Here is a 21,680-nt window from a genome sequence, read left to right as displayed (position 1 = left end):
CCTTCGAGCGTGAGCAGGCCGTGCACTCGCGGCGAGGCCGTGCGCTCGGGCGAGTCAGCGCGCGAGGAGCTCGGCCAGGCGGGGCAGCTGCGACTCGTCTTCCAGGGCGGAGCCGACCGCGACGACGCGCACGCCGGCGTCGAGGAACGCCTCCGCGTTCGCGGCATCCATCCCGCCGGTCGCGACGAAACGCACACCCGGGAACGGCCCGCGGATGTGCCGGAACCAGTCGACCCCGAGCCAGTGCGCCGGGAACGCCTTGAGCCACGGGAGTCCGAGTGCCACGGCCCGCTGCACCTCACCCGGGGTCGCGACGCCGGGCAGGATCGGGATGCCGTGTCGCTGCGCCGCACGCACGACCTCGGGGTCGAGCCCCGGCGAGACGACGTAGGCCGCGCCGGCGTCGACGGCGAGAGCGACCTGGTCGACGGTGACGACGGTCCCGGCGCCGACCGCCTTGCCGCGCTCGGCCCCCAGACGCACGACCTCGCGGAGCGCCCGCTCGTCTTCGTCGGTCTGCAGCGGCACCTCGACCGAGTCGATACCCAGGTCCCACGCGGTGGTCGCGAGCCGCACGGAGCGTTCGAGACCCATGCCTCGCAGGATCGCCATGAGAGGGGCGCCAGCGAAGATGTCGTCGAGCGCCGTGTTCGCGTCGGTGTGCAGGGTGGTCATGAGGGAGTCCTCTCGCGGGGTGGTTCGTTCTGGTCGGGCGCCGGGGCGGGGTCGGGGAAGTCGCCCGTCGTGGCCATCGTGAGTGCCGCACGCTCGTGCCCCGACCGCAGTCGGTCGTGCGGCGCGGCGCCGGCGAGCAGCGCCGCGAGGTAGCCGCCCGCGAACGCATCGCCGGCCCCGACGGGCTCGACGACGTCGACGACGAGAGCCGGCTCGAACACGACGTCATCGCCGGCGAAGAGCATGGCCCCGACGGCGCCGTCCTTGACGACGAGCTGCGGGACGTCGGGCAGCAGCGCCCGGACGGCGTCAGCATCCGCCGTGGCCCAGAGCGTCTCGGCCTCGTCGCGTCCGACGAAGACGACGTCTGCACGTCGTGCCAGGTCGAGCAGCGGGCCGGATGCCGCGGTCTCGCTCCACAGGGGCGCGCGGTGATTGACGTCGACGCTGACAGGCACCCCCGCCTCTCGCGCGCGGTCGACGAGTCGTCGTACGAACGCCGGCGCCATGCCGCCGAGCGCGGCCGTGATTCCCGAGACGTGCAGCATCGCCACACCGTTCCACGAGATGGCGTCGGCGTCGGCCTCGGAGAGGTGGGCGGCGGCCGAGCCCGCGCGGTAGTACGCGACGCCGTGGCCGGGGTCCTTCAGGTAGAGCCCGGTCGGGTGCTCGGCGTCGACGACCACGCGCGAGACGTCGACGCCGCGCCGCGCCACCCGCGACACGACGCGCCGGCCGAGGGCGTCGTCGCCGACGCGCGAGAACCACGCGGCGGGCTGACCGGCGGCGGCCGCGTGCGCGGCCACGTTCGACTCCGCTCCCCCGGCGTCGATGCGGAACACCTCGGCGCGCTCGAGCCGCTCGGCAGCGGCGGGCGCGACCATCGCCATCGTCTCGCCCGCCGTCAACAGCACACCGCCCACCGGACCGCTCACTTCAGGGTCGTGACGGGTGCGGCGTCCATGTCGTCGAACGCCTGGTTCTCGCCTGCCATCGCCCAGATGAACGAGTAGGCCGCTGTGCCCACACCCGAGTGCAGCGACCAGCTCGGCGAGATGATCGCCTGACGGTCGGCGACGACGAGGTGCCGCGTCTCCTCGCGCTCACCCAACAGATGGATGACGCGGGCGTCGTCAGGCAGGTCGAAGTACAGGTAGCACTCGGTGCGGCGGTCGTGGGTATGGGCGGGCATCGTGTTCCACATCGACCCCTCGTGCAGGGTCGTGACACCCATCACGATCTGGCAGCTCTTCACGCCGTTCTCGTGGATGTACTGGTTGAGCGTGCGGCGGTTGCTGGTGGCCTGGTCGCCGAGCTCGCGCACGGTGCCCTCGCCGGGCGAGACCAGAGCCGCCGGGTAGGCCGTGTGCGCCGGTGCCGAGAACAGGTAGAACTGCGCACCCCGCTGGCCATCGGCCGCGTCCGCGTCGGCGAACACGATGTCGCGGATGCCGCGACCGAGGTACAGGCACGCGCCCGTCACGAGCGTGTGGACCTCGCCGTCGGCGGTGACCGTGCCGGTGCCGCCGACGTTGATGATGCCGAGCTCGCGGTGCTCCAGGAAGTAGTCGCTGCGGATCTCGGGGTAGCCGGGAAGCGCCAGCTCGCGCCCGGCCGGGACCGCACCGCCGAGCACGATGCGATCGTGGTGGGTGTAGACGACGGTGATCTCACCCGGCACGAACACCTCGGGCACGAGATACTGCTCGCGCAGATCGGCGGTGGTCATGCCGGGGATCTGCGCGGGGTTGGTCGCGTAACGCTGCTGCATGGGGTTCCCTTCTGGGGCGGGCCGGCGGGAGTGCCGGGGGGGGTGAGACGGAGTCGGATCAGCGGACGAGCCAGCCGCCGTCGACGGGCACGATCGCCCCGGTGACGTAGGCGGCGGCATCCGAGGCGAGGAAGACGAAGGCGCCCTGCAGGTCGCCGGGCGTTCCCCACCGGCCGGCGGGGATGCGGGCGAGGATCGACGCCTCGCGGTCGGCGTCGGCGCGGATCGGCGCGGTGTTGTCGGTAGCCATGTAGCCGGGCGCGACCGCGTTGACGGTCACCCCCGACGCGGCCCACTCGTTCGCGAGCGCTTTGGTGAGACCGGCGACCGCATGCTTCGAGGCGGCATAGCCGGGCACGAGGATGCCGCCCTGGAACGACAGCATCGAGGCGACGTTGATGATGCGCCCCGAGCCCTGCGCGATCATGCGGCGCCCGGCCGCCTGCGACAGATGGAACACGGCGTCGAGGTTGACCGCGAGCACGTCGTCCCAGTCGGCGGCCGGGTGGTCGGCGGCCGGGGCACGACGGATGATCCCGGCGTTGTTGACGAGGATGTCGATGCCGCCGAGCTCGGCGACCGTCTCGGCGACCGCGTCGGCGAGCTGCTCCGGCGTCGCGGTGCCGAGATCGAGGCGGATGCGGTGCGCGCGGCGACCGAGGGCGGTGATCGCCTCCGCCGTCTCGGCCGCGTCGCCGCGGTCGAGCAGCGCGACATCCGCGCCGGCCTCGGCGAGCGCGACGGCGGCCCCCTGGCCGAGGCCGCGGGTCGAACCGGTGACGAGCGCGACGCGCCCGTCCAGGCGGAAGGAATCGAGGATCATGCGGGGCCTCCGATGAAGGTGGTGGTCAGTTCGCCGAGACGCTCGATGCGCACGGTGACGGCGTCGCCGCCGCGCAGCGGCCGATGCGCGGCCTGCGCGTCGGGCAGCTTCTGCGGGGTGCCGGTCGAGATGACATCGCCGGGTTCGAGGGTCATGACGCTGCTGAGATACGACACGACGCGCGCGACCGAGAAGATCGTGGTGGCGGTGGACTGCGAGACGGTCACGACACCGTCGCGGACGACCTCGACGAGCATGTCCTGCGGGTCGCCCGCTTCGTCGGGCGTGACGAGCCAGGGCCCGAGCGGCGCGAAACCGTCGAAGCACTTGCCCATCGCCCACTGGCTCTGCCGCCGCTGCCACGAGCGATCGGACACGTCGTTGAGGATCGTGTAGCCGGCGACATGCGCGAGCGCCGTCGCCTCATCGACGTCCTTGGCCTGCTGCCCGATGACGACGGCGATCTCGCCCTCGTAGTCGACGTCGTCCGCGACCGCGGGCACCACGACGGGGTCGGCCGGTCCGCCGAGGGTGTTGGGGGTCTTCACGAAGACATCGGGGAACGCGGGGTCGTCGGCGGTCGGGTCGACGCCGTCGGGCACATGCCCGCGGTAGTTGTAGCCGAGGCACAGGATCTTGCCCGGTCGCACGGGCGCCTCGAGCCGAACCGACGACAGCTCGGGGTCGGTGGCGCCGGCGCGAGCGACGGCCGCGTCGAGGGCCGGTCGACCGGCGAGGATCAGCTCGGGCAACGGAGCCGCGCCCAGGTCGACGACGCGGTCGACGCCGGCCACCGTGACGACGACGCCCGAGCGGATGCCGTCGTCGCCGGCCTCGGCGGCACGGGCAGGGCGGTAGCGGACGAGCCTCACCAGTACGGCTTCCAGTCGGGGCGTGCGGCGCGCACCAGAGCTTCGAGGTAGAAGTAGTCGCCCCACAGCGTGCCCTCGTCGACGCCGACCGACTTCGGCAGGTCGTAGACGCTGTGCAGGAGCACCGCATCGGCGGCTTCGGGACTCTCGGGCGTGTAGTTCTCGATGAGCGACGCGAGGATCTCGTGGGCCGCGGCCCGGTAGCGGGAAGCGGCGTCGGGATCGGCATCCGCCCCCTCGCCGAGCACGCCGGCGAGCTCGAACAGCCCCGACACCGCGATCGCGGCCGACGAGCTGTCGCGCGGCGCGTCGGCGCCGTCGGTGTAGACCATGTCCCAGAACGGCACCCGATCGCTCGGGAGGTGCGACAGGAAGCGTTCGGCGCAGCGCCGCGACGCGTCGAGCAGGGCGGGATCGCCGGTCGCGCGGTGGTTCATCGCGAAGCCGTAGATGCCCCACGCCTGCCCACGTGCCCAGCACGAGTCGTCGAACGCCCCCTGCTCGGTCGCACCGCGCAGGGGCGCGCCGGTCTCGGGGTCCCAGTAGAACGTGTGGAAGGTCGTGTCGTCGTCGCGCAGGATGTGGGTGCGCAGCTGCGTCGTGTGGCGACGCACGGCATCGGCGAAGCGCTCCTGCCCGGTCTGCTCCCCCGCCCAGGTGAGCAGCGGCATGTTCATGAGGCTGTCGACGATCGTGCGTCCGCGCTGCGCGGGATCGGAGAGGTCTCCCCACGCCTGGATGATGCCCGCGGGCTCGAGGAACCGGCGCATGAGGTGATCGGCCGCCGCCAGGGCCGTCTCGCGCGCGTCCTCGTCGCCGAGCAGCCGGTAGGGCGCGACCGAGGCGAGGCTGTACAGGAACCCCAGGTCGTGCGTGTCGAGGTCGTCCTCTTCGCGGATCCGTCGCGCGAAGTCCGCGGCGTGAGCGAGCCCCGCCTCCCGGAAGAAGGGGTCGCCGGTGATCTCCCACGCGATCCACATCATCCCCGGCCAGAAACTGGTCGTCCACCCGCGGTTCGCCCCGGCGGGAAACCCGTTCGCCGCCGGTCGGATCGGATACCGGTCGTCGCGCGTCGTGTCGTCGGGGTAGCGCAGCCCGAACGTCTCGATGTTGCGGCGCAGCGTGGCCACGACGGCCCCGATGGCCGCCTCGATCGCGGCAGTGTCGGCGGCGGTGTCGGCAGCAGTGTGGGCGCCCGTGGGCGCGCCGAGGTCGGTGCCGGGGAGGGATGTCATGTCGAGGGGTTCCTTCGGGGTTCAGACGGCCTGGGGCTCGGGATCGCCGAGCGCCGGACGGAGGATGTAGCGGGCGTTGGCCCAGGCGAGGTAGAGCGCCGGCGCCGAGGTGAGACCGATCGCGATGGCCGGCATCGCGGCGAAGAGGCCCGCTTGCAGCGCGATGACGGCGAGCGAGACCAGGCTCAGCCACCACCGGCGCACGCTCAGGAGCACCGCGGCCCGCGCGATCGAGCGCAGCGAGGCGTCCGGCTCCTCGGCGAGCGCCGCGAACGCGACGAGACCCGAGGCGAGCAGGACCACGGTCAGCACGCCCAGCAGGGGCACGACCGCTACTCCCGCCTGCAGCGGTGCGAAGAAGCGCACGTCCACGAGCACGACGACGAGGGCGGCCACGACGACCGCGCCGAGCACGAGTGCCTTGCGCCACGAACGCTTCCAGCTGCGGACGAATACGCGGACGACCTGGCTCTCGCCCTCGCCGTGAGCACGGAAGGTCGCGAACGCCGCCGCGATCCCCGGCGCGCACAGCGGCGCGACGACGGCCAGCATCGGCCACGACAGCGCGGGGTCGGTGATCACCAGCAGCACGACGAGCGGCAGGCACGACGCGAGCAGCAGCAGATTCGTCATGAGTCCGAGGTAGACGACGCCGAAGAGGGTCGCGTACGTGTTGTGCGAGATGCGCTTCACGGCCTCAGCCCTTCATCCCGCTCGTCGCGATGCCTTCGACGAAGTACTTCTGCCCGACGAGGAAGATGATCGCGATGGGCACCACCGAGATGACGAGTCCGGCGAACAGCAGGGCGTAGTTGGTGTCGTAGAGGTTGCTGACGAAGCTCTTCAGCCCGAGCTGAATGGTCCACAGGTCGGGGTTGCGCAGGTAGATGAGCGGTCCGAGGTAGTCGTTCCAGGTGTTCACGAACGTCAGGAGCGTGAGGCTGGCGAGGGCGGGCACCGACAGGGGCAGCATGATGCGGCGCCAGATGCCGTACTCGCTCAGGCCGTCCAGACGCGCGGCCTCCGAGAGCTCTTCGGGGATCGTCTCGTAGAACTGCTTCATCAGGAACACCCCGAAGGCGCCGAACGCCTGGATGAGGATGATGGCCCACAGCGTGTTCGAGACCTTGACGTTCGAGAGCAGGATGAACTGCGGGATCATGTACGACTGCCACGGCACGGCGATGGTGCCGATGTAGGCGAGGAAGAGCACGTCGCGTCCGGGGAAGCGGATGCGGGCGAAGCCGTACGCCGCGAACGAGCCCGTCAGCACCTGCAGGAAGGTGACGACGACCGCGAGCACGAGCGTGTTGCGGATCCAGGTCAGCATCCCCGACTGGTTCCAGATGTCGACGTAGTTCTGCCAGACGAACACCTCGGGGATCCACTGGATCGGCACCGAGAAGACCTCGTTCGCCGTCTTGAGCGAGCTCATGATCATCCAGAAGAACGGCAGCAGCAGCGCTGCGGCGGCGATGATGAGCGCGATGTAGCCGGCGATGCGGCCCACGCGGCGCAGCGGCGACACGGTGTCGGGTCGATGGCCGTCGGGCAACCCGTCGGCTGCGATCTTGCGCAGCGCCCGGCGGTCGTCTTGGGGTACGAGAAGATTCGTCATCAGACGTTCCTCCGCTTGTTCCAGATGAACTGGAGGATGGTCACGAGGATGCAGAGGAAGAAGAGCGCCACGGCGGCCGCGGAGGCGTAGCCGAACTGGTTCTCCTCAAATCCTTTGCGGTAGATGAACTGCGAGATCACGAGCGTCGACTGACCCGGCCCACCCTCGGTCATGACGAGGATCAGGTCGAAGATCTTGAACGAGTTGATCGTGAGCATCACGGTGACGAAGAACATCGTGGGTCGCAGGCACGGCAGGGTGACGTTCACGAAGCGCTCCCACGCGTTCGCGCCGTCCATGCGGGCGGCCTCGTAGAGCTCGCGGGGCACGGTCTGCAGCCCTGCGAGGAACAGGATCATGTAGTAGCCCATGTCGCGCCAGGTGCTGACGATGACGACGGCGGGCATCGCCCACTCCGACGAGGTGAGCCAGCCGGGCGGGTTGGCGATGCCGACGGCGCGGAGGATCTCGTTGATCGGGCCGTACTCGGGGCTGAAGAGCAGGTTCCACACGACCGCGATCGCGACGATCGAGGTGATGTAGGGGAAGAACGCGGCCGTGCGGAAGAACGCGACGCCGCGCAGCTTGTTGTTCAACAGCAGCGCGAGACCGAGCGACGCGACGATCGTCAACGGGATGTGCAGCGCCGCGTAGTAGAGGGTGTTGACGAACGAGATGCGGAAGCTGCCGTCACCGAGCAGTCGCTCGAAGTTGTCGAGCCCCACCCAGTTCGCCGTGCCGAAGATGTTCCAGTTCGTCAGCGACATGTAGAAGAGGGTGATGACCGGCACGAGGGTCAGCAGGGCGAAACCGACGAAGTTCGGCAGGATGAAGCTCCACCCCAGCAGCGTGTTGCGCAGGGTCAGCTTCGATCTCCTGCGGCGCTGCGCCGGCTCGGGGCGGCGCGCCTTCGGGGAGGCGGCGGTGGTGGTCATGGTGTCTCCTGGGGAGGACGGCGGGGGATGCGGCCGGCGCGGGGGTGCCGCGCCGGCCGCGGGGTGCCGTCGGTCAGGCGACGGCACACGGGATCAGTCGAGACCGACCTCGTTGGCGACACGGTCCTCGGCCTCGGTGATGGCCTGCTCGACCGGGGTCGAGCCCGACAGGATCGCGCTGTGCATGTCGTTGAGGATGTTCTGGATCGCCGCCGTCTTGTTCGACGTCGGGTTCTCGGGGTGGACGTCACCGGTCGACCAGGCGAACTTCGACAGCTCGTCGGTCGGCGCACCCTCGACGGCGAAGTACGCCTCGGTGACGGCGTCGTTCGACGCGGCCGGCGTGATGCCGATCTTCGCCAGCTCCTCGGCGGCTTCCAGGCTCGCGGCGTAAGCGAGGAAGTCCTTCGCCGCCTGCACCTTGGCGCCGTCGATGTTGGCGTTGATCGAGAAGCCGGTCGGATCGCCGAACGTCACCGGCGTGTTGTCCATGCCCGTCGTCGACGCGTCGAGCTGCGGGATCGGGGCGATGCCCCACTCGAAGTCGTTCGCCTCGCCCGAGGCCTGCTGCGAGATCAGGGTCGCGACGTACCACGTGCCCATCGGCAGCATCGCGGCCTTCTGCGTGCCGAACTCGCCCTGGTAGGTGAGCTGGTTGGCCGTCGAGGTGTTGAAGTCGACCTGAGCGCCGGCGTCCTGGAGCGCGAGCACCCGGTCGTAGTAGTCGGCGAAGTAGCCGTAGTCGCCCGAGAGCACGTCGGTGTCTTCCTGCGCCGAGGCGAAGCCCTGCACGGTCGACTGCCAGCGGTGCTGGTAGGCGCCCTTCGCGACGCCCGCGGTGTTGATCGCCTCGGCGGCGGCGTCGTAGTCCCCCCAGGTCCACGAGCCGTCGGGGTACTCCTGGCCCGCCGCGTCGAAGAGCGCCTTGTTGTAGAACAGCACCCAGCGGTCCTGACGGTAGGGCACGCCGTAGGCGGTTCCGTCGACCTCGTACGACGAGGCGCCGCCGACGCCGTCGGGCAGCTCGACGTCGGAGACGTCCATGAGCTGGCCGCCCTCCTGGAACGTCGTGACGAACTTCACCTCTTTCTGGGTGATGATGTCGGGTCCGACACCGGCCGCGAGGTCGGCGGTGACCAGCGTGTTGTACTCGGCCGCGTCGTACTGCTTGAGCTCGACCGTGACGTCGGGGTTCTTCTCGTGGAAGGCGTCGGCGAGCACCTGGAACTCGGGCGTGGTGTCGAGGCTCCATCCCGAGAGGGTCAGGGTGACGGGGCCGTCGGCGGTCTGGGCGGGCTCGGATCCCCCGCCGCAGGCGGCGAGCGACAGGGTGGCGACGACCGCCATTCCCGCCGCGGCTGCGAACTTGCGCTTCATGCGTGCTGCTCCTTTGCGATTGCGTGCGAGGTCCCACGTCGGACCTCGTGGTGCCGAAGCGCCGGGGCAGGCGATTCGGGGTCGGTGAGTCGGCTCACGGTGCGGGCCCTGTCGGGCCAGGTGACCGTGACCGTGGCGCCGTCGATGGCGACGGTCGCGTGCGGCGCGGCGTGCTCGCCGCCGGCGAGATCGAGCAGGGCGACGACGGGCTCGCCGACGCGCACCTCGTGCTCGCTGACGGGCACGAGCGTGCGGACGCCGAGCGGATCGGCGTGCGCACGGGACACGAGCCCGGCGACGCCCGCGGGGAACAGTGCTCGGATGCCGCTGCTGCGGTCCCGCGACGACACCCAGGCTCCGGTGTCGTCGGTGCCGCCGACGACCTCGTCGCCCGAGAGCGGCCAGCCGCCCAGGCGGAGCCGCAGCGACGCGGCATCCTGCCCCGGCGCGAGCGCGTCGACGACGACGATGCGCACCTCCGACGACCCGCGGACGATCGAGGTGGTCGTGATGGTGCCGACGGACGTGGCCTCTCCGGCCAGCCCGGATCCGTGACGGTGCACCGCGGGCGCGGGGTCGACGAGGTGCGCGTCCCAGCGCGATGCCGCGATGCCGACGCGTCCGTCCGCGTCGTCCTGCACGCGCACATCCCGCAGGGTCATCGCCGTGCGGTGCGTCGCGCGTCCGTCGGAGTCGACGAGGGCGACCGACTGTTCGAGGGGCTCGAGCCAGCCCCGGTCGTCGACGATCGGCGAGGTGGCGGTCGAGTAGCCCAAGCGCGCGTAGAGCGGCGAGTCGGTCGTGCGGGCGTCCGGGAACGCGTGGTCGGTGCCGTGGTTGACGACACGGACGATGCCGTCGCCGGCGGTGCCCGCGACGATCCAGCCGGGCGAGGCGATCGCTCGCAGGACGTCGCCCTCGTCGGTCGGCAGCGGCTCGGCCGGAGCGGTCCACACCGGGTGGTCGGCGGGGAGCAGCAGCCCGAGGAAGCCCTTGACCGCCCAGTAGGGCGAGCCGGGACCCGAGTACGACTGGGCGAGGCCCCGCCAGGGGCCGTGCCATCCCATGGTGAGGATGCCGTCGGCGTCGGGGGCGCCGTGTTCGGCGAAGTGGGTCACGATGCGGTCGGCAGCGTGGCGGAGGCGGCCCGGGGTGTGCGAGGGCACATCCGCGATGACGCCGGCCCAGAACGGCGCCGCGGCGGCGAAGCGGTAGATGAGGCTGCGGCCCTGGATCAGGGGCGAGCCGTCGCCGCCGACGAGAGCGAGGGCGTCGTGGAGAAACGCGTCGAGTCGGGCGACGTCGGCGTCCGTCCGGCCCTCGGCGAGGTCGGCGGCCCCTGCCATCCGCGCCCACAGGATCGGATAGACGTGCAGCGCCCAGCCCACGTAGTGGTCGTACGAACGCTCGGCACCGTCGGAGAGCCAGCCGCCCTCGCGCACGAACGAGTCGTGACGGGCGAGGTCGGCGGCGATGTCGTCGGGCGACCAGGGGCCGCCGACCGAGCGCAGGAAGGTCTGCACGACGATGCGGAACCAGACCCAGTTGGTCTGCGGGTAGGTGTCGTCGCCGACGACGGGAGCGAGGTAGTCGACGACGCGCTGTCGGGTGAGCGCGTCGAGGCGGTCCCAGATCCAGGGACGGGTCAGATCGAGGACGAGGGCGATGGATGCTGCCTCGACCTTGGCCTGCGCGTGCTCCGCCATCCGGACCCACCGGTCGGGCGCGTCCGGATCGACTCCCGAGACGATGCCGCGCGAGTAGTGCGCGATGAGTTCGTCGACTCCCTCGCCTCGCGCCCCCGCGATGCGGAACCCGGCGAGCAGGAACGTGCGCGCGAAGCCCTCGAGTCCGTCGACGGCGTGACCGTAGCCGCCTTCGGCGCCCGGGAAGTGGATGCGGCCCGCGCCGGGCGTCGCGTGGCGGAGCGCGGCGTCGAGCAGAACGTCGGCGCGGGCGAGCCAGGCGTCACGCGCAGTCGCGCCGTGGGGCGGGTTCGGGTGCTCGGACGTCACCGGTTCTCCTTCGAAGGGCTTCGCGGTCGTCATCGTTGATCCCGACCGATTCGGAGATTAGCAACCTGATTCGATCATTGCAAGATCTTCTTCGTTTCCTTATGATCGTTTCTGATCGATTCATTCGTTGGACCGGCGACATCGCCGTCGCCCGAAGGAGCAGCCGTGCTGTGGAACACCGAGGGATTCGCCGGCCCGCTCGCGGCGGTGTGCAGCGGCATCCCGGCCCGCCTCCGCCCGCCCGCCGATGCTCTGCCCGTGCCGTCCGCGGAGGGCTGGACCCGGCGCATCCAGCCGTCCATCGCGCGACATTTCGTCGACCTCGCACGCGCCGACATCGACGAACCCTGGCCGCAGCCCCGCGCGAGCGCGGCCGCGCGCGTGCATCGTGACGGCGATCGCGACGGCTACGAGCAGCAGGTCTTCGCGCGGCAGCGGCGGCTGAGCCGGGGGGTGGTCGCAGCATTGTCGGACGACGATCCCCGATACCTCGACGAGGTGGCGGACGGCGTCTGGCTGCTGTGCGAGCAGTCGACGTGGTGCTGGCCAGCCCACGACGACACCTTCGCGCGGCATGGGTCGGTGCTGGCCACCGTCACCGATCCCTTCCTCGATCTCGGTGCGGGCGAGGTCGTCGGGCAGCTCGCGTGGATCGACCACGTGCTCGGGCGACGCCTCGACGATCGCTACCCGGGACTGCGGCAGCGCATGCGTCACGAAGCCCGGTCGCGCGTCATCGCCCCCTTCCTCCGGCGCCGCGACTGGCACTGGCTCGGCCTCGACGGGCACGTCCACAACTGGAATCCGTGGATCCACGGAAACGTGCTGGTGGCCGCGCTCGTGCTCTGCGATGACGGCGCCGAACGCGACGCGGTCGTCGCCCTCGTCGCGCAGGGCCTCGATCGCTACGTCGCAGCACTGCCGGCCGACGGCGCGATCGACGAGGGCTACGCGTACTGGTGGAACGGCGCGTGCCGGGCGCTCGAGGCCCTCGACGTGCTCGCCTACGCGACCGACGGCGCGTGGGACCCGATTCCCGCCGTCACGTCGCTGCGCGAGACGGTCGCGTTCCCCCATCGTTCGCATCTCGGCGGGCCCTGGTACGTCAACGCGGCCGACGGCCCCGCCCGTCCCCCCGCGGACCAGCCGTGGCACGCCCTGCACCGAGCGGCTCGCACGGTCGGTGACGACGACGCGCGCCGCCACGCCGCCGCCCAACGACGCCCCGATCTGCCCGCCACCGAGGATGCCGGGCTCGGCCGCCTGCTGCGCGCTCTGACCGACGACGCCTGGCTCGCCGCCGCTCCCGGTCCGGGGCCTCTCCCCGCAGAGGTCTGGCTGCCGTCGACGCAGGTCTGGCTGGCACGCGGACGAGCGGGCAGCGCCGCCGGGCTCACGGTCGTGCTCAAGGGCGGCCACAACGACGAGAACCACAATCACAACGACGTCGGCTCTCTCATCGTCGCCTCCGACGGCGTGCCCGTCATCGTCGACGCCGGGCGGCCGACGTACACGGCGCAGACCTTCGGTCCCGACCGGTACGACATCTGGACGATGCAGAGCGACTGGCACAGCGTGCCTCGTGTCTCCGGGATGGCTCAAGATCACGGCGCGGCCTTCGCGGCATCCGATCCGGTCATCGTCCGATCGGATGAGATGCGCGCACTGGATCTCGAGATCGGCGGCGCCTACCCCGCCGGGTCGGTACGCTCGTGGCGACGCCGGGCTGCTCTTCACCGCTCGGGACACGTCACGATCGACGACCGCTGGGAAGCCGCCGGACCGGATACCGAGGTGCGCCTGCTTCTCGCGGGCTCGGTGACGACAGGCGACGGGTGGGCTCGCGTGAGACCGCTCGACGGAGCGACCCCGGTCCGGATCACATGGCCCGCCGCGGCACCGCACACCCTCGTCGTCCGTGAGCTCGACGATCCGATGCTGACCGACGTCTGGGGTGAGCGCCTCAGCCGGCTCGCCGTCGACGTCGACGGTCGTGCCGAGCTGCGTGTCACGGTAGAACAGGAACGGAACGAGGACGAGCGACCATGACCGACCCCACACCGGCGCTGCTGGCCGCCGAGCGCCGCGCGCACATCCTGGCGACCATGGAGCGCGAGGGCGCCGTGCGCATCTCGCAGCTGACCGACGAGCTCGGCGCCGCCACCGTGACCCTCCGACGCGACCTCGCGCAGATGGAGCAGGAGGGGCTGCTCCAGCGTGTGCACGGCGGTGCCATCCCCGCCACTGGCCAGCACGCGCACCCGCCGGTCGCGGGCAGCGGTTCCGAGGCATCCACGGGGTCGATCGCCGTGCTCGTCCCCTCGCTGAACTTCTACTGGCCCGGGGTCGTGCGCGGGATGGAGGCCGCCGCGCGCCGTCACGGCCTGAAAGTACATCTGCGGGGAGCTTCGTACGAGCTGCAGGACGAGCGCCCCGTGCTCGAGCGCCTCGTCGCCAGCGGCGACATCCGCGGCCTGATCGTCGCGCCGAACACCGACACACCGCACTCACAGGACGTCGTCCAGTGGCTCGCCGACTGCGGCACGCCGAGCGTGCTCGTCGAGCGCGACGCGATCGTCCAGCCCGCCGGAGTGCCCGTCGAGGCCGTGACGACCGACCACGCCCTGGGGGCCGTGCTCGCGGCCCGCCACCTCGCCTCGCTCGGACACCGCAAGGTCGGGCTGGTGCTCTCACGCAACTCCCCCACCTCGCGCAAGATCGCCGCCGGCTGGCAGGCCGCGTGCGAGGAGCTCGGGCTCACCCCCGCCCAGCACATCGAGACGACGCTTCCCGACCGGGCGAGCGCGGAGTTCTCCGCAGCGGTCGACACGACCCTCGACCGGGCGCTCGGAAGCGGTGTCACCGCCCTTCTGGTGCATTCGGATCCCGAGGCGATGGCGTTCGTCGACCTCGCGCTGAACCGCGGGATCTCGGTGCCCGAAGACCTGTCGATCATCGCCTACGACGACGAGGTGGCCGAGCTGTTCACGCCCGCCCTCACCGCCGTCGCTCCGCCCCGCGTCAGCGTCGGCGAGACCGCGGTGGAGCTGCTGGTCTCGCGGATGGCCGACCCCGACCGGCCGACCCGGCGCGTGCTGCTCAATCCCACCCTCGTGGTGCGCGAGTCGACCGTCGCTCCCCGCGCGGCAGGCACGGCGTGATCGACCGCCACGACTACTCGCCCTGGGACTTCTGGTCGACCGCCTCCGGTGAGAGCCGGCGGCGCCAGAGCGAGCACCAGGCGACTCTCGTGGCGGCCCACGCCGACTGGAGGTTCGGCGACGGCTGCTTCGTCTCCGAGCTCGCAGCGCTCGATGCCGAGACCCTGACTCTGGGCGACCGCTCGTATATCGCCGCGGGGGCGTACCTGACCGGCACCGTACGCATCGGCGCGGATTGCTCGGTGAACCCGTCGACCGTCGTCCGCGGCGACGTGGTCTTCGGCGACGGCGTCCGGATGGGCGCGCACAGTTCGGTGCTCGGATTCAACCATTCGATGGAGCCCGGGACACCGGTCTTCCGGCAGCCGCTCACCAGCCGCGGCATTCGCATCGGCGACGACGTGTGGATCGGCTCGCACGTCGTCGTGCTCGACGGGGTCACCGTGGGGGCGTCGGCGGTGCTCGCGGCAGGCGCGGTCGTCACGAAGGACGTGCCCGCCGGTGCGATCGTCGGCGGCAACCCCGCCCGTCTGCTGCGCTGGAGGGTTCCGCCCGTCGACTCGCCTTCCGAGGCGAGCGGGCTGCACGCCCGCGTGTCCGCGTTCGCCGAAACGGCCCGCTCCGATGCGACCGCCCTGCTCGCCCGCTGTGTCGACCCGGTCTCCGGGCTGTACGCCGACCGGCCGGGCGCGGTTCCGACGGTGCGCGCGCAGGGCGACGCCGTCGAGATCGCCGACCTGCTGCTGGGGTCGACGCCGCCGGGCAGCGATCAGTCCGAGCTGGTCGAGCGGCTGCGCCGCTGGCAGGATCCGGCGACGGGCGCCGTTCCCCCGCTCGGCTCGGTCGACATCGCCGGCTGGGACGACGGCGACACGGCCTATCACGTGCTCTCCGTCGGGTACGCGCTCGACCTGCTGGGGTCGGCGTTCGCCCACCCCGTCGGGCTCGTCACCCGAGCGACGGCCGAGTCCCTGATCGCCAGACTCGATGCGCTCCCTTGGGACACCGATCCCTGGAACGCCGGACACCACGTCGATGCGATCGGCACCGCCCTGCTGTGGGCCCGGCGCCGGGGCGACCGGATCGCGCCGGGCGTGGCCGAGGCCCTCTTCGGATGGCTCGTGACGCAGGCGGATGCCGCGAGCGGCATGTGGGGCCGACCTTCCGCCGACCGCGGCCTGCTGCTCGTCGTCAACGGCTTTTACCGGGCATCGCGCGGGACCTTCGCGCAGCACGGCATCCCGGTTCCCCATCCCGAAGCCGTCATCGACACGGTGCTGCGGCACGCCCGCGACGAGCGGTGGTTCGCCCCGTCACGACTCGACGCCTGCAATGTGCTCGACATCGCGCACCCGCTCTGGCTCACGCGGGCAGCCGGATACCGCCGTGCCGAGGTCGATGACCTCGCAACGCGCCTCCTCGATCAGGTGCTGGGAGGCTGGCAGCCGGGCGCGGGAATGAGCTTCCGGCTCGCCGAGAGGGAACCGGGGCTGCAGGGCACCGAGATGTGGCTCGCGATCGTCTGGTACCTCGCCGACCTGCTCGGCGTCTCGGACGCCCTGGGCTACCGTCCCCGCGGCGTCCACCGGCCTGAGCCCGCGGCATCCTCGCATCACTCACTCAATGCACGGCCAAGCGCCGAATGAACGGCCTTCCTGCGTGAGCAAGTCGTGCGCTCGCGGCGAAGCCGTTCACTCGGGCGAGTCAACGGCCGAGCGCCGCGCCCGCCGCGCGGAGCCAGCGGGCGGGTTCGGCGAGCGAGGCCGCGGCGGATCCTGCGAGGTCAGTGAGCGAGACGGATGACGCGAACGTCGCGGTGTCGGCGTCATCCGCGATCCGTCCCGCGACGAGAGCGACCGGCACCCCGGCTGCGCCAGCCAGTTCGGCGACGAAGGCGGGAACCTTGCCCGCCGCGGACTGCACGTCGAACGACCCTTCACCCGTGATGACGAGATCGGCTCCGGCGATGGCCTCGGCGAGGCCGATGAGCGCTGCGACCTCGCGAGCGCCGGGGCGCAGGCGAGCGCCCCACGCGAGCAGCCCGAACCCGGTGCCGCCGGCGGCTCCGGCCCCCGGTGTGCTCGCGTGCGAGCCGCCCCCGGGCACGAGGCCGGTGAGCCGGCGCAGGGCGGCATCGGCGGCGGCGACCTGAGCCGCGTCGAGGCCCTTCTGCGGTCCGAACACCGCGGCGGCTCCGCCCGCGCCCAGCAAGGGGTTCGACACGTCGCTGAGCACGTCGACGCCGCCCGTGGGGAGAGGCCGGAGCCCCGACAGGTCGGCGTGCGCGATATCGGCGAGGCCGCGGGCGCCGGGAGCGACATCGCGTCCGTCGGCATCCGTGAACCGGGCGCCGAGCGCTCTCAGCATCCCGACGCCGCCGTCGGTCGACGAGCTCGATCCGATGCCGAGCACGAGCCGCTCGACGCCGGCGTCGAGGGCGGCGGCGATCGCCTCGCCGAACCCGGTGGTGTCGGCGTCGAGGCCCCGCCGCCGGTCGCCCAGCAGTTCGATGCCCGACGTCGACGCGAGCTCGACGACGCCCACCGAGCCGCGGCCGGCGGCGATCCCGGGCAGCAGCAGCCACGAGGCTTCGACCCTCGTTCCGGCGGGACCGACGACGCTCACCGGCATCCGTCGCGCCCCGGGGATCGCGGTCGCGAAAGCGTCGAGCGTGCCCTCGCCTCCGTCGGCCATCGGGCGCAGTTCGAGAACGGCGCCGGCGTCGGCGGAGGCCCATCCCGCGGCGAGTTCACGGGCGGCCGCCGCGGCGGCGATGGACCCCTTGAAGCTGTCGATCGCGACGACGACCCGCGTCACGTCACGCGCTCCGTGGCGGGGTGCTCTCGCGCACGAGCACCTCGAGCGGCAACGCGGCCGCGGCCGTGTCGGCGTCGCTGTCGACCGCGGCCTGCAACGCGCTGTACCCGACGTCGGCGAGCGGTACCCGGACGGTCGTCAGAGGCGGGGTCACGTCGCGACCGGTCGGGATGTCGTCGAAGCCGGCGAGGGCGATGTCGGCGCCGGGCTCGCGTCCCGCGGCACGCACCGCGGTGAGGGCTCCGATGGCGACGACGTCGCTGATGCCGAAGACGACCGTTCCCGGTTTCACGCCGTCGGCGAGGGCGGCCGTCATCGCCTCGGCGCCCGCCTCGCGGCTGAAGCCGCCGCGGTAGACGCGCGGCTCTGCTCCGCCACCGTTCGTGAAGCCGTCGGTGAAACCGGCGAGGCGGTCGTCGCTGGTCACGACGCCGTCGGCGGCCGCGAGCACGATCGCCGACCGGTATCCACGCGCGGCGAGCGCGGCCCCGAGCTCGCGGGCGCCGCCGCGGTTGTCGATGGCGATACTGCGGATGCCGGGCGCGCCCGGGCCCAGCGCGACGACGGTTCCGCCGCTCGCGGCGATGAGGTCGAGCTCGGTTCTCAGCTCATCCGACATCTCGCGCGAGGTGCGGGAGGCGGCGAGGATGATGCCGCGGGGACGCTGGCCGCGCAGCGCCCGCACGAGCCGCAGCTCACGCGCGGGATCGCGCTCGGTGATGGCGACGGTGACGACGAGTCCGGCCTCGTCGGCGCCGCGCGCGACGCCGGCCGCGAGCTGCCCGAAGTACGGGTCGGCGATGTCGGCCACCAGCAGCGCCACGATCGCGGCGGTGCCGCGGGCCGTCGCCTGCGCCGACAGGTTGGCGGTGTAGCCGAGCCGGGCCGCGGCCTGCTCGACGCGTTCGCGATAGGCGTCGGCGACCTTGCGGGTCGATCCGTTCAGCGCCCGTGAGGCGGTCGCGAGCGACACCCCGGCTTCTCTCGCCACATCGTGCAGCGTGGCCGAGCCACGCGGCGACATCCCCGTCTGTCCCACGAGCCGAGTCTATGGGGTGGGGGTGCGCGCGCCGGCGAGGTGCGGCGTCACGACGGCGCCGAATGCCTCGGCGGTGCGGCGCACGACGACGGCGGGATCAGCGGCCCAGATGTCGGCGTTGAAGATCTCGACCTCGATATCACGGTCGTATCCCGTCGCCTCGACGGCCCGGGTCAGCGACGCGAAGTCGATGACCCCGTCGCCCGGGTAGTGACGGCTGAGAAGCACGTCCGCGGGCAGCGGCGTCTTCCAGTCGCACACCTGGTAGGTCGCGATACGCCCCTCGCGGCCGGCGCGCTCGATGGCGGACACGACGTCGGGGTCCCAGAAGATGTGGAACGTGTCGACCGTGGCGCCGACGACCTCGGGCTCGAAGTCCGCCGCGATGTCGAGAGCCTGACCGAGGGTGGAGACGACGCAGCGGTCGGAGGCGAACATCGGATGCAGCGGCTCGATCGCCAGCGTCACCCCCGCCGCCTTCGCGTGCGGAGCGAGCTCGCCGATCGCATCGCGGACGCGCTCGCGCGCCCCCGCGATGTCGCGCGAACCCTCGGGCAGCCCACCCGCGACGAGCACGAGGATCGCGGTCGATCCGGGAGCCCCGGCGGCGGCGAGCGCGGCGGCCTCGTCGATCGCGACGCGGTTGTCGTCGATCGACGAGCGCCGGGCGGGCCCCTCCGGCATCGTGAAGAAACCCGCCCGGCAGTGTGTGGTGAACCGCAGGCCCGAGTCGGTCAGCATGGCGGCCGCCGTCGCGAGGCCGACCTCCTGCACGGGCTCGCGCCACAGGCCGATCGCCTCGATCCCGGCCTCCGCCGTGACCCGCAGCGCGGTGGCGAGATCGGCGTACTTGATCGTCGCCTGGTTGATCGACAGGCGCGGGTCGACGCTCATGCCTCGACCCCGTTCAGACGCAGCATCGCGTGCCAGCGGTCGGCGGCGAGCTCCGGCTGCTCGAGTGCGTGCGACGCGTTCGCGAGCTCGACGATGCGCGAGAGGTGCGGGAGGCTGCGCGCCGAGTGCAGTCCGCCGACCATCTGGAACGCCGCCTGGTGACCGTTCAGCCACGACAGGAAGGCCACGCCGGTCTTGTAGTAGAAGGTCGGCGCGGCGAACACCTGCCGGCTGAGCTCTTCGGTCGGTCCGAGAATCGCGAGATACCGGTCGGCATCGCCGTAATCCAGAGCCTGGATGGCCGCGGAGGCGACGGGCGTGATGGCCGCGAACGCGCCGAGCAGCGCGTCCGAGTGCTGGCGCGCCGAGGCCGGGTCGCGGTCGGGCTGGGTCGCTTGCGGCACGTCGGCGCCGCCGATGAGTCCGACGTAGTTGAAGTCGTCGCCGGTGAACATGCGCACGCCCTCGGGCAGGCGCTCGCGCACCGACACCTCGGACGAGGCGTCGAGAAGGCTCATCTTCACGCCCGCGACTCTGTCGGCGTTCTCGCCGATGATCTCGACGAGGACGTCGGATGCCGCGCGCCAGTCGGGCGAGCCGAAGTAGCCCGCGAGGCTGGGATCGAAGGCGGTGCCGAGCCAGTGCAGGACGACGGGGCCGGATGCCGCGGCGAGCACCTCGCGGTACACCCGGCGGTAGTCGTCGGCCGATGACGCCGCTCGGGCGAGGTGCCGCGACGCCATGAGCACGGGCCCAGCGCCCTGCTCCTCGGTGAACGCCAGCTGGCTCTTGTAGGCGTCGATGACCTGGTCGAGCGAGATGTGCTCGTCATCGATGTGGTCGGTGTTGACGCCGACGACGACCGAGCCGCCCTCCTCGCGAGCGACCTCTGCCGAGCGGGCGATGAGCTCGCGCGTGGCGGCGGCGTCGAGGCCCATGTTCCGCTGCGCGGTGTCCATGGCGTCGGCGACGCCGAGCCCCCACGAGTACACGGCGCGGCGGAAGCCGAGGGTGGCGTCCCAATCGATCTGCGCCGGCTGTCCAGGCGTGTTGTCCGCCGAGACGACGGGGACCACATGGGCCGCCGCGTACGCGACACGACTGCGCAGCGCGGTCTTGGGTCGGGCGAAGCCGGGGGCCTCGCCCAGCGGAACGGAGGTGATGGCGCCGTCGGCGCCGAGGAGGGTGAGATCGGTCATCGTGCGGCGCTCAGATGCTGAGGGTCGGCAGCTCGACCTTGCGGCCCTCGCGGCTCGACTGCAGGCCCGCCTCGGCGAGCTGCACGCCCCGGGCGCCGGCGAGCAGGTCGAACTCGTAGGGGGTCTCGGTCACGTACGAGGTGAGGAACTCCTCCCACTGCTGACGGAAGCCGTTGAGGAAGACGTCGTTGGTGGGCACGTTCTGCCAGTCGGCGTCGTAGTCGTGCGTGTCTTCGAGGTCGGGGTTCCACACCGGCTTGGGGGTGGCGTTGCGGGGCTGGATCTTCGCGCCGAACAGACCCACGACGGCGGAGCCGTGCGTGCCGTCGACGTGGAACTCGACGAGCTCGTCGCGGTTGACGCGCACGGTCCACGACGAGTTGATCTGGGCGATCACTCCGCCCTCGAGCTCGAAGACGCCGTAGGCGGCATCCTCTGCCGTCGCGGTGTAGTGCTCGCCTCGCTCGTCCCAGCGGTCGGCGATGTGCACGGCGGCCTGCGCGTAGACGGTCTTGACGTCGCCGAAGAGGTTCTCGAGCACGTAGTTCCAGTGCGGGAACATGTCGACGATGATGCCGCCGCCGTCTTCGGCGCGGTAGTTCCAGCTCGGCCGCTGCGCGGGCTGCCAGTCGCCCTCGAACACCCAGTAGCCGAACTCACCGCGCACCGAGAGGATGCGGCCGAAGAAGCCCGAGTCGATGAGGCGCTTGAGCTTCTGCAGTCCCGGGAGGTAGAGCTTGTCGTGCACGACGCCGGTCTTGACGCCGGCTTCCGCGGCGAGCTTGGCGAGCTCGAGCGCTTCGTCGACGGATTCGGCGGTGGGCTTCTCGGTGTAGATGGTCTTGCCGGCGGCGATCGCCTTGCGCAGCGCCGTCGCGCGGGCCTTCGTGACGAGGAAGTCGGCGTAGATCTCCCACCGGGGATCGGCCAGGGCTGCGTCGAGGTCGGTCGTGTAGTCCTCGATGCCGTGCTTGGCGGCGAGGTCGGCGAGCTTCGCCTCGCTGCGGCCGACGAGGAGCGGCTTGACCGTGACCTTCGTGCCGTCGGGCAGTTCGATGCCGCCCTGGTCTCGGATCGCGAGGATCGAGCGGACGAGGTGCTGGCGGTAGCCCATCCGGCCCGAGACGCCGTTCATGATGATGCCGATCTCGCGGACCTGCGGGGCGGTCGCCGTGGCCGGCGCGGGGCTGAGGGTGGTCGTCTCTGACACGGGCGTTCCTTTTCTTCGTCCGCTCACCGATGAGATGGT

The 21,680-nt window shown here is 71.6% G+C and carries 18 protein-coding genes and 1 pseudogene; 3 read left to right on the top strand and 16 right to left on the bottom strand.

Annotated elements, in window-relative coordinates; all coding sequences use genetic code 11:
• Positions 1-54: 54 nt before the first annotated feature.
• The 11 genes from QUC20_RS02885 to QUC20_RS02835 all read right to left on the bottom strand — a co-directional run bounded on the left by QUC20_RS02885 (position 55) and on the right by QUC20_RS02835 (position 11,321).
• A complete protein-coding gene (locus QUC20_RS02885; RefSeq protein ID WP_120263452.1) occupies positions 55-675 on the bottom strand; it encodes a bifunctional 4-hydroxy-2-oxoglutarate aldolase/2-dehydro-3-deoxy-phosphogluconate aldolase in 621 nt (206 codons plus the stop codon).
• Positions 672-1,610 carry a sugar kinase gene (locus QUC20_RS02880; protein WP_289330891.1) on the bottom strand — a complete coding sequence of 313 codons (939 nt, stop codon included), beginning with the start codon at positions 1,608-1,610 and terminating at the stop codon, positions 672-674. The genes QUC20_RS02885 and QUC20_RS02880 overlap by 4 nt, the downstream gene beginning before the upstream one ends.
• A complete protein-coding gene (gene kduI / locus QUC20_RS02875) occupies positions 1,607-2,446 on the bottom strand; it encodes a 5-dehydro-4-deoxy-D-glucuronate isomerase (RefSeq protein ID WP_120263453.1) in 840 nt (279 codons plus the stop codon). The genes QUC20_RS02880 and kduI overlap by 4 nt, the downstream gene beginning before the upstream one ends.
• 58 nt (positions 2,447-2,504) lie before the next feature.
• Positions 2,505-3,269, bottom strand: coding sequence for a 2-dehydro-3-deoxy-D-gluconate 5-dehydrogenase KduD (kduD, locus tag QUC20_RS02870; RefSeq protein ID WP_120263454.1), 765 nt, complete (start codon positions 3,267-3,269; stop codon positions 2,505-2,507).
• Complete coding sequence (locus QUC20_RS02865) at positions 3,266-4,141, bottom strand: fumarylacetoacetate hydrolase family protein (protein ID WP_259455249.1); 876 nt, start codon at positions 4,139-4,141, stop codon at positions 3,266-3,268. Before QUC20_RS02865 ends, kduD begins: the two co-directional genes overlap by 4 nt.
• The gene (locus QUC20_RS02860; RefSeq protein WP_120263455.1) at positions 4,138-5,376 is read right to left on the bottom strand and encodes a glycoside hydrolase family 88 protein; all 1,239 of its coding nucleotides are present in this window, start codon (positions 5,374-5,376) and stop codon (positions 4,138-4,140) included. The genes QUC20_RS02865 and QUC20_RS02860 overlap by 4 nt, the downstream gene beginning before the upstream one ends.
• A 21-nt stretch (positions 5,377-5,397) precedes the next feature.
• Complete coding sequence (locus QUC20_RS02855; protein ID WP_259455250.1) at positions 5,398-6,069, bottom strand: DUF624 domain-containing protein; 672 nt, start codon at positions 6,067-6,069, stop codon at positions 5,398-5,400.
• A gap of 4 nt (positions 6,070-6,073) precedes the next feature.
• A complete protein-coding gene (locus QUC20_RS02850; RefSeq protein WP_120263456.1) occupies positions 6,074-6,994 on the bottom strand; it encodes a carbohydrate ABC transporter permease in 921 nt (306 codons plus the stop codon).
• Positions 6,994-7,929 (bottom strand): carbohydrate ABC transporter permease, encoded by a 936-nt coding sequence (locus QUC20_RS02845; protein ID WP_120263457.1) that lies wholly within the window; start codon positions 7,927-7,929, stop codon positions 6,994-6,996. The genes QUC20_RS02850 and QUC20_RS02845 overlap by 1 nt, the downstream gene beginning before the upstream one ends.
• A gap of 93 nt (positions 7,930-8,022) precedes the next feature.
• The gene (locus QUC20_RS02840) at positions 8,023-9,306 is read right to left on the bottom strand and encodes an ABC transporter substrate-binding protein (protein ID WP_289330890.1); all 1,284 of its coding nucleotides are present in this window, start codon (positions 9,304-9,306) and stop codon (positions 8,023-8,025) included.
• Positions 9,303-11,321 carry a DUF2264 domain-containing protein gene (locus QUC20_RS02835; RefSeq protein WP_289330889.1) on the bottom strand — a complete coding sequence of 673 codons (2,019 nt, stop codon included), beginning with the start codon at positions 11,319-11,321 and terminating at the stop codon, positions 9,303-9,305. The genes QUC20_RS02840 and QUC20_RS02835 overlap by 4 nt, the downstream gene beginning before the upstream one ends.
• A gap of 165 nt (positions 11,322-11,486) precedes the next feature.
• Here QUC20_RS02835 and QUC20_RS02830 point away from each other — a divergent pair, with 165 nt between their 5' ends.
• From QUC20_RS02830 to QUC20_RS15965, 3 genes and pseudogenes are all read left to right on the top strand, one after another.
• Positions 11,487-13,370 carry a heparinase II/III family protein gene (locus QUC20_RS02830; RefSeq protein ID WP_289330888.1) on the top strand — a complete coding sequence of 628 codons (1,884 nt, stop codon included), beginning with the start codon at positions 11,487-11,489 and terminating at the stop codon, positions 13,368-13,370.
• Complete coding sequence (locus tag QUC20_RS02825; protein WP_120263461.1) at positions 13,367-14,482, top strand: substrate-binding domain-containing protein; 1,116 nt, start codon at positions 13,367-13,369, stop codon at positions 14,480-14,482. Before QUC20_RS02830 ends, QUC20_RS02825 begins: the two co-directional genes overlap by 4 nt.
• Positions 14,483-14,778: 296 nt before the next feature.
• Positions 14,779-14,925 (top strand): annotated as a pseudogene (locus QUC20_RS15965) (LbetaH domain-containing protein); the annotation flags it as partial.
• A 1,261-nt stretch (positions 14,926-16,186) separates the two neighbouring features.
• Here QUC20_RS15965 and QUC20_RS02815 read toward each other — a convergent pair.
• From QUC20_RS02815 to QUC20_RS02795, 5 genes are read right to left on the bottom strand one after another with little or no spacing between them, the layout of a single operon-like run.
• Complete coding sequence (locus QUC20_RS02815; protein ID WP_289330886.1) at positions 16,187-17,299, bottom strand: glycerate kinase; 1,113 nt, start codon at positions 17,297-17,299, stop codon at positions 16,187-16,189.
• A gap of 1 nt (position 17,300) precedes the next feature.
• Complete coding sequence (locus QUC20_RS02810) at positions 17,301-18,338, bottom strand: LacI family DNA-binding transcriptional regulator (protein WP_289330885.1); 1,038 nt, start codon at positions 18,336-18,338, stop codon at positions 17,301-17,303.
• Between the two features lie 9 nt (positions 18,339-18,347).
• Positions 18,348-19,232 carry a sugar phosphate isomerase/epimerase family protein gene (locus QUC20_RS02805; protein ID WP_120263465.1) on the bottom strand — a complete coding sequence of 295 codons (885 nt, stop codon included), beginning with the start codon at positions 19,230-19,232 and terminating at the stop codon, positions 18,348-18,350.
• On the bottom strand, positions 19,229-20,431 hold the full coding sequence (locus QUC20_RS02800) for a dihydrodipicolinate synthase family protein (RefSeq protein ID WP_289330884.1): 1,203 nt from the start codon (positions 20,429-20,431) through the stop codon (positions 19,229-19,231). Before QUC20_RS02800 ends, QUC20_RS02805 begins: the two co-directional genes overlap by 4 nt.
• 10 nt (positions 20,432-20,441) lie before the next feature.
• The gene (locus QUC20_RS02795; protein WP_289331459.1) at positions 20,442-21,566 is read right to left on the bottom strand and encodes a Gfo/Idh/MocA family protein; all 1,125 of its coding nucleotides are present in this window, start codon (positions 21,564-21,566) and stop codon (positions 20,442-20,444) included.
• Positions 21,567-21,680: the final 114 nt, after the last annotated feature.

The sequence above is a fragment of the Microbacterium arborescens genome, assembly GCF_030369635.1.
Classification (GTDB): domain Bacteria; phylum Actinomycetota; class Actinomycetes; order Actinomycetales; family Microbacteriaceae; genus Microbacterium.
This window is presented reverse-complemented; position numbering and strand designations above follow the sequence as displayed.

Coding starts and splice junctions, on each gene's coding strand:
- QUC20_RS02885 (WP_120263452.1), bottom strand. CDS start 675: ATGACCACCCTGCACACCGACGCGAACACGGCGCTCGACGACATCTTC.
- kduI (WP_120263453.1), bottom strand. CDS start 2,446: ATGCAGCAGCGTTACGCGACCAACCCCGCGCAGATCCCCGGCATGACC.
- kduD (WP_120263454.1), bottom strand. CDS start 3,269: ATGATCCTCGATTCCTTCCGCCTGGACGGGCGCGTCGCGCTCGTCACC.
- QUC20_RS02860 (WP_120263455.1), bottom strand. CDS start 5,376: ATGACATCCCTCCCCGGCACCGACCTCGGCGCGCCCACGGGCGCCCAC.
- QUC20_RS02850 (WP_120263456.1), bottom strand. CDS start 6,994: ATGACGAATCTTCTCGTACCCCAAGACGACCGCCGGGCGCTGCGCAAG.
- QUC20_RS02845 (WP_120263457.1), bottom strand. CDS start 7,929: ATGACCACCACCGCCGCCTCCCCGAAGGCGCGCCGCCCCGAGCCGGCG.
- QUC20_RS02840 (WP_289330890.1), bottom strand. CDS start 9,306: ATGAAGCGCAAGTTCGCAGCCGCGGCGGGAATGGCGGTCGTCGCCACC.
- QUC20_RS02825 (WP_120263461.1), top strand. CDS start 13,367: ATGACCGACCCCACACCGGCGCTGCTGGCCGCCGAGCGCCGCGCGCAC.
- QUC20_RS02805 (WP_120263465.1), bottom strand. CDS start 19,232: ATGAGCGTCGACCCGCGCCTGTCGATCAACCAGGCGACGATCAAGTAC.
- QUC20_RS02800 (WP_289330884.1), bottom strand. CDS start 20,431: ATGACCGATCTCACCCTCCTCGGCGCCGACGGCGCCATCACCTCCGTT.
- QUC20_RS02795 (WP_289331459.1), bottom strand. CDS start 21,566: ATGAACGGCGTCTCGGGCCGGATGGGCTACCGCCAGCACCTCGTCCGC.